Annotated in this window: 5 protein-coding genes; 2 read left to right on the top strand and 3 right to left on the bottom strand. The window is 73.0% G+C overall.

Annotated features, from left to right (window positions below):
* Positions 1-119 precede the first annotated feature (119 nt).
* Positions 120-824 carry a 7-cyano-7-deazaguanine synthase QueC gene (gene queC, locus Q7W29_00645; protein MDO9170322.1) on the bottom strand — a complete coding sequence of 235 codons (705 nt, stop codon included), beginning with the start codon at positions 822-824 and terminating at the stop codon, positions 120-122.
* Positions 821-1,495 (bottom strand): radical SAM protein, encoded by a 675-nt coding sequence (locus Q7W29_00640; protein ID MDO9170321.1) that lies wholly within the window; start codon positions 1,493-1,495, stop codon positions 821-823. The genes queC and Q7W29_00640 overlap by 4 nt, the downstream gene beginning before the upstream one ends.
* An 82-nt stretch (positions 1,496-1,577) precedes the next feature.
* Here Q7W29_00640 and Q7W29_00635 point away from each other — a divergent pair, with 82 nt between their 5' ends.
* Positions 1,578-2,759 (top strand): hypothetical protein, encoded by a 1,182-nt coding sequence (locus Q7W29_00635; protein MDO9170320.1) that lies wholly within the window; start codon positions 1,578-1,580, stop codon positions 2,757-2,759.
* Between the two features lie 39 nt (positions 2,760-2,798).
* On the top strand, positions 2,799-4,568 hold the full coding sequence (locus tag Q7W29_00630) for a M1 family metallopeptidase (GenBank protein ID MDO9170319.1): 1,770 nt from the start codon (positions 2,799-2,801) through the stop codon (positions 4,566-4,568).
* Positions 4,569-4,646: 78 nt separating this feature from the next.
* On the opposite strand, the gene Q7W29_00625 is transcribed toward Q7W29_00630, so the two are convergent.
* Positions 4,647-5,435 (bottom strand): ammonia-forming cytochrome c nitrite reductase subunit c552 (locus Q7W29_00625; protein ID MDO9170318.1); only part of this gene is annotated, 789 nt, incomplete at its 5' end.

The raw sequence follows: 5,435 nt of genomic DNA, 5'->3' as shown, positions 1-5,435 counted from the left end.
CTGCTCGACGACCCGGACGCGCGCCGGCGCGCCGGAGAGGCGGCCCGCGGCGTGGTCGAGGCGCAGCGGGGCGCGGCGGCGCGCAGCGTCGACCTGCTGCTCGCGGCGATGGGCGATCGTCAGGCGTAGGGGATCGGATCGGTCGCGCCCGCGCGGGCGAACCCACGCAACCGCAGCTGGCAGCTCTCGCAGCGGCCGCAGGCGCGCTCCTGCGAGACGTAGCACGACCAGGTCAGGTGCAGCGGCGCGCCGAGCTCCAGCCCGCGCCGCACGATCGCCGCCTTGTCCAGGTGGATCAGGGGCGTGAGGATCTCCAGGCGGGTCTGCGGGCGCGTCCCGGCGTCGATGGCCGCCGCGAAGGCCCGGTAGAAGGCCTCGGTGCAGTCGGGGTAGCCGCTGCCGTCCTCCTGCACGGCGCCGATGACCAGGGCCTGCGCCCCAATCACCTCCGCCCAGGACGCCGCGATGGCCAGCAGGTTGCCGTTGCGGAAGGGCACGTAGGTCGAGGGCACGCCGCCGCCGGCGACGGGCAGCCCCGACTCGACCGGCAGCGCGTCGTCGATCAGGCTCGTCCCCCCGATCGCCTTCAGATGGGACACGTCCACCGCCAGGCGGCGCGCGATCCCGTAGTGGTCGGCGATCGCGTCGAACGCGGCGCGCTCGCGGGCCTGCGTGCGCTGGCCGTAGTCGAGGTGCAGCACGGCCGCGTCGTACCGCGTCAGGACGCCGGCGAGGCAGACGCAGCTGTCGAGCCCGCCGCTGAGCAGGACCACCGCCGTGCCCCGCCGTCCCGACGCGGCGGCCTCCCCCGCGAGTCGCGTCATGAGCGTCGCTCCCCGTCCGGCCACAGCGTCTTGTGCAGCTGCAGCTGGAAACGGACGTCGAGACCGTCCTCGACCAGCCAGTCGGCGAGCGAAGCCGGCGACAGCCGGCCCTCGGCGGCGGAGAAGACGACGGGCGTCGCGGGCGGCAGGCGGCTTCCGGCGCGGACGAGGTCGCGCGACCACTCGTAGTCCGCGCGGTCGCAGCAGACGAACTTCAACTCGTCGCCGGCGTCGAGGCAGGCGAGCTGGTCCCAGGCCACGTCCCGTTCGCGCAGGCCGCTGCCCGGGGTCTTGACGTCCACGACGCGGCGCACGCCGCCGGGGACCGCCGACAGGGGCAGGGCGCCTCGGGTGCCGCTGGTCTCCAGGACCGTGCGGCGGCCGTCCCCGACCAGGGCGGCCAGCAGCGCCGGGCAGCCGGGCTGCAGCAGGGGTTCGCCGCCCGTCACCAGCACGGTGCGGCAACCCAGCGCTTCGACCGCCGCCAGGATCCGCGCCACGGCCAGGCTCTCCCCGCCCTCGAACGCGTGGGCGCTGTCGCAGTACGAGCAGCGGCGATGGCACCCCGTCAGGCGCACGATCGCGCAGGGCCGGCCGGCCTCGGTCGACTCGCCCAGGATGGTGCGGTAGATTTCGCGGACGATCAGGTCGTCCGGGGTCCTGTCGTGCATTCCCGTCCCGTTCACGGCCCGCTTGGCAACGCGGCGATTCATGCTACAATACTGCCTTGTCTTCGCACCCTGAGGAGCGCATATGCGAAACATAACTCCGGGGGGACGCGGCCACAACCGCCGCGGCGTCCTGCCCGCGGGCCTCTCGCGCCGACCCGCCGGCCTGCTGCTCTCGGCCGCGCTGTCCCCCGCCGCCGGCTGCGGCGGCGACCAGCGCCGCGCGGCGCCGCCGGCGAGCGAGGTCGCGCAGGTCAAGCTCGACGTCACCGCCCTGGACGACTGGCTCGCGATCCTCGACCGGCTTGAGGACGGCAAGACCGTTCCCGCCGAATCCTACCAGCAGCTGTTCGAGCTGCCGGCCTACGCCCTGCAGGGCAAGGACCCGCGGATCTTCTCCCCCGCCATCCTGCAGAAGTGCACGGAGTACACCTGCCGGCGCGCCGCCGGCGACACCGCCGACGTCACCCCCCCGCGACGGACCGACATCGTGGCCAATTGCGACTACCTGCGACGGCGCGCCGACGAGGCCCGCGATTTCGCCGGCGTCCTGGCCGACGACCAGTACCGCAGCCGAGTCTGGGAGCTCGCCCGCCGCTGGGTCGGCGAATCGCGCCTGCCGGGATCGGTCACGGTCCACGTCATGGTCGGCCCCACGAGCCTCGGCTTCCAGGCGCCCGACCACGTGATCCTCGACGCCGGCCTGGCCCTGGCCGCCGGCAAGGAGCAGGCGGCCCGCATGACGGCCTCGCGACTGTACGCCGAGCTGGCGCCGCCGTCGGGGCCGCAACCGCCGGCCGCGGCCTCGGGTCGCGAGGCCCTGCGGCAGACCATGCGCTTCCTGCACCACGGCGCGGTGATCGCCTGGATCGCCGGCGGCGCCGAACTGGAGTTCGACGGGCGCCACGACCACCTCGGCGCCCCGCGCCGGGAGACCCGCACCACGCAGGAGCGGGCCGCCGGGCTGCTGACCTACTCGTTCCGCTTGCTCGAGGGGATGCTGGACCCGGGCAGCGAGGACCTGCTGCAGACCAACGGCAAAGCCGTCGACGACCTGCTGCGCTCGCGCTGGGGCTACGAGACGCTGGGCTTCGCGATGGCCGAGGTGATCGCGTCGCGGGGCGGCGAGGAGGCGCTGTTGGCGTTGTCGGGCGACACGGCCGCGTTCCTGAACGCCTACCAGTCCGCGCTCGGCGCGGACTCCGTGATGCCTCCCTTCCCCCCGGAGTTGCTGGAACAGCTGAGCGGACTGGTCCGCGAACCCTGAGCGGGCGCCATCGGCGGCGCCCCCGATCCGGAGGTACCCATGAGCCGCTGCGACCCGCATTCCTGGTGCGACGACGGGCAGGCCGTCACCCGCCACCTGGACCTGACCTGGAAGGTCGATTTCGCGGCGCGCGCCCTGGAAGGCGACGCCCGCCTGACCTTCGCCGCACCCGCGACCGGCCCGCTGGACCTGGATTCCCGCGGCCTGCTCGTGGCCGGGATCCGCACCGATCGCGACGAACCCGTCGTCTGGTCCGTCGCCGATCACGATCCCGTGCTCGGCGACCGCCTGCGGCTGGAGCTGCCGGCCGGGACCGGTGCGGTGACGATCCGCTACCGCACCGGTCCCGACGCCCCGGCGCTGGGCTGGCTCGATCCGGTCCAGACCACCGGCGGTCGCCACCCCTTCCTCTTCACGCAGTGCCAGCCCATCCACGCCCGTTCGCTCGTGCCCTGCCAGGACACGCCGCGTCACCGGGTCACCTACACGGCGGTCGTGGACGTGCCGGCGCCCCTGCGCGCGGTGATGTCCGCGGCGCCCGGCGGCGACGAGCCGGCCGGCCCGGGCCGCACCCGCTGGCGCTTCGCGATGCCCCAGGCCATCCCGACCTACCTGCTGGCCCTGGCCGTCGGCGACCTCGACCGCCGCGACCTCGGCCCGCGTTCGCGCATCTACGCCGAACCGGGCATGATCGACGCCGCGGCCTGGGAGTTCGCGGAGGTCGAGGCGATGATCCAGGCCGCCGAGCGCCTGTTCGGCCCCTACGAGTGGGACCGCTTTGACCTGCTGCTGATGCCGCCCGCCTTCCCCTACGGCGGCATGGAGAACCCTCGCTTGACCTTCCTGACCCCGACGCTGCTGTCCGGCGACCGCAGCCTGGTCAACGTCGTGGTGCACGAGCTGGCCCACAGCTGGACGGGCAACCTGGTCACCAACGCGACGATGAACGACTTCTGGCTGAACGAGGGGTTCACCGTCTACGCCGAGCGGCGCATCCTTGAGGAGCTGCACGGCCGGGAGTTCGCCGACCTGCAGGGGGTCCTGCGCCGCAACGCGCTGCAGGTCCACCTCGACCAGTTCGGCCCGGACTCCCCGCTCACGAAGCTGCGCACCGACCTCGCGGGCATCGACCCGGACGAGGTCTACTCGCTGGTGCCCTACGAGAAGGGCGCCCAGTTCGTCATCCTCCTGGAGCGGGCCGTCGGCCGCGGCCGCTTCGACGCCTTCCTGAGGGAGTACATCGACCGTTTCCGCTTCCGCAGCATCACCACCGACGAGTTCATCGCCTTCCTCGAAGAGAAGCTGCCCGGCGTGCTGGACGCCGTGGACGGCCGCCGCTGGATCGACGGGCCCGGCATGCCCGCCAACGAGCACCGCACGTCGGCGCCCGCCCTGGACCGGCTGCGCGCCCTGGCCGCCGGCTGGAGCGCGGGCGAGCGGCCCGGCCCGGAGTCCGCGGCCTGGTCCCCGACCGAGTTGCAGCTCTTCCTGCAGGACCTGCCGCGCCCCCTGCCCCACGACGATTGCCGCTGGCTGGACGACGCCTTCGCCCTGACCGGCCGCGGCAACCACGAAGTTCTGGTGGAATGGCTGACCATCGCCGCGCGCAGCGGCTACGCGCCGGTGCGCCCGCGCCTGCGCGAGGTGCTGGGCCGCGTGGGCCGCATGAAGTACCTCAAGCCGCTGTACGGCGCGCTCATGGCCTCGGGCGACGACGGTGCCGCCTTCGCGCGCGAGGTCTTCGCGGCGGCGGCGCCCGGCTACCACCCGCTGAGCCGGGGCTCGCTCAAGAACATCGTCGGCGCCTGACCCCTTCGACGACGGGTGACTGAAACAAGCGGCCGGCCCCGAAGGGCCGGCCGCCTGCTTGCGACTCGAGGGACAGGACTACTGCGTGAGGTGGGACTGGTAGTAGGCGATGGCGTTGTCCAGCAGGTCCAGGGCGTACTCGGGGTTGTGCACGCCGCGGCTGCCGTCGTTGCTGACGAACACGCCGGCGTACAGGGCCTCGCGCTGCCAGGACGACATGGCCGCGTTGTCGGCGTCCATGTTCTCCATCAGGACGTCCCAGTCGGCGTAGCCGAACAGGGTGGCCAGAAGGTCCAGCTTGTCCACGACCTGCGTCTGCACGCCTTCCACGTCGAAGTCCGTGATCTCGGTGTGGCAGGGCGCGCAGTTGCCCACGTCGGGCGTGAAGGTGTGGAACGAGTGGTCCTGCAGCTCGCCGTGCAGGAGCACCTCGCGCACCATGTGGCACTTCACGCAGGCGTCGTCGATGGTCTGGTGGAAGTGCTCGCGGTCGTAGGTGTACTCCGGGATCTCGTAGCAGCCGGCGCCGAGGAACATGTCCATCTGCGGGCTGCCGTGGGGGCCGAAGTGGGCGTTGCCGCTGGTGATCTGGCCGGATACGTTCGACGCGTTGCGGCGGGCGTGGTGGCACTGGGCGCAGGTCTGGGCCGCGCCGTAGCCCTCCATGCGGGGGACCTCCGGGTCGCCCGGCGACAGGCCCGGCGTGTAGACGATCTCCACCGCGCCGACGGCCCGCAGCTGGGCCGCGTTGCCGCCGCCGGCCTCGCCCACGTGCGGGTCGTGGCAGGTGACGCAGCCGATGAAGTTGACGTCGCCGCCGAAGTCGTACGAGGCGTAGACGGGGTCGTGCGCGGCGATGAAGCCCTC

This window comes from bacterium, from assembly GCA_030654305.1.
Taxonomy (GTDB): domain Bacteria; phylum Krumholzibacteriota; class Krumholzibacteriia; order LZORAL124-64-63; family LZORAL124-64-63; genus PNOJ01.
The sequence above is the reverse complement of the archived record's forward strand: the minus strand, read 5'-3'. Positions and strand labels throughout refer to the sequence as shown.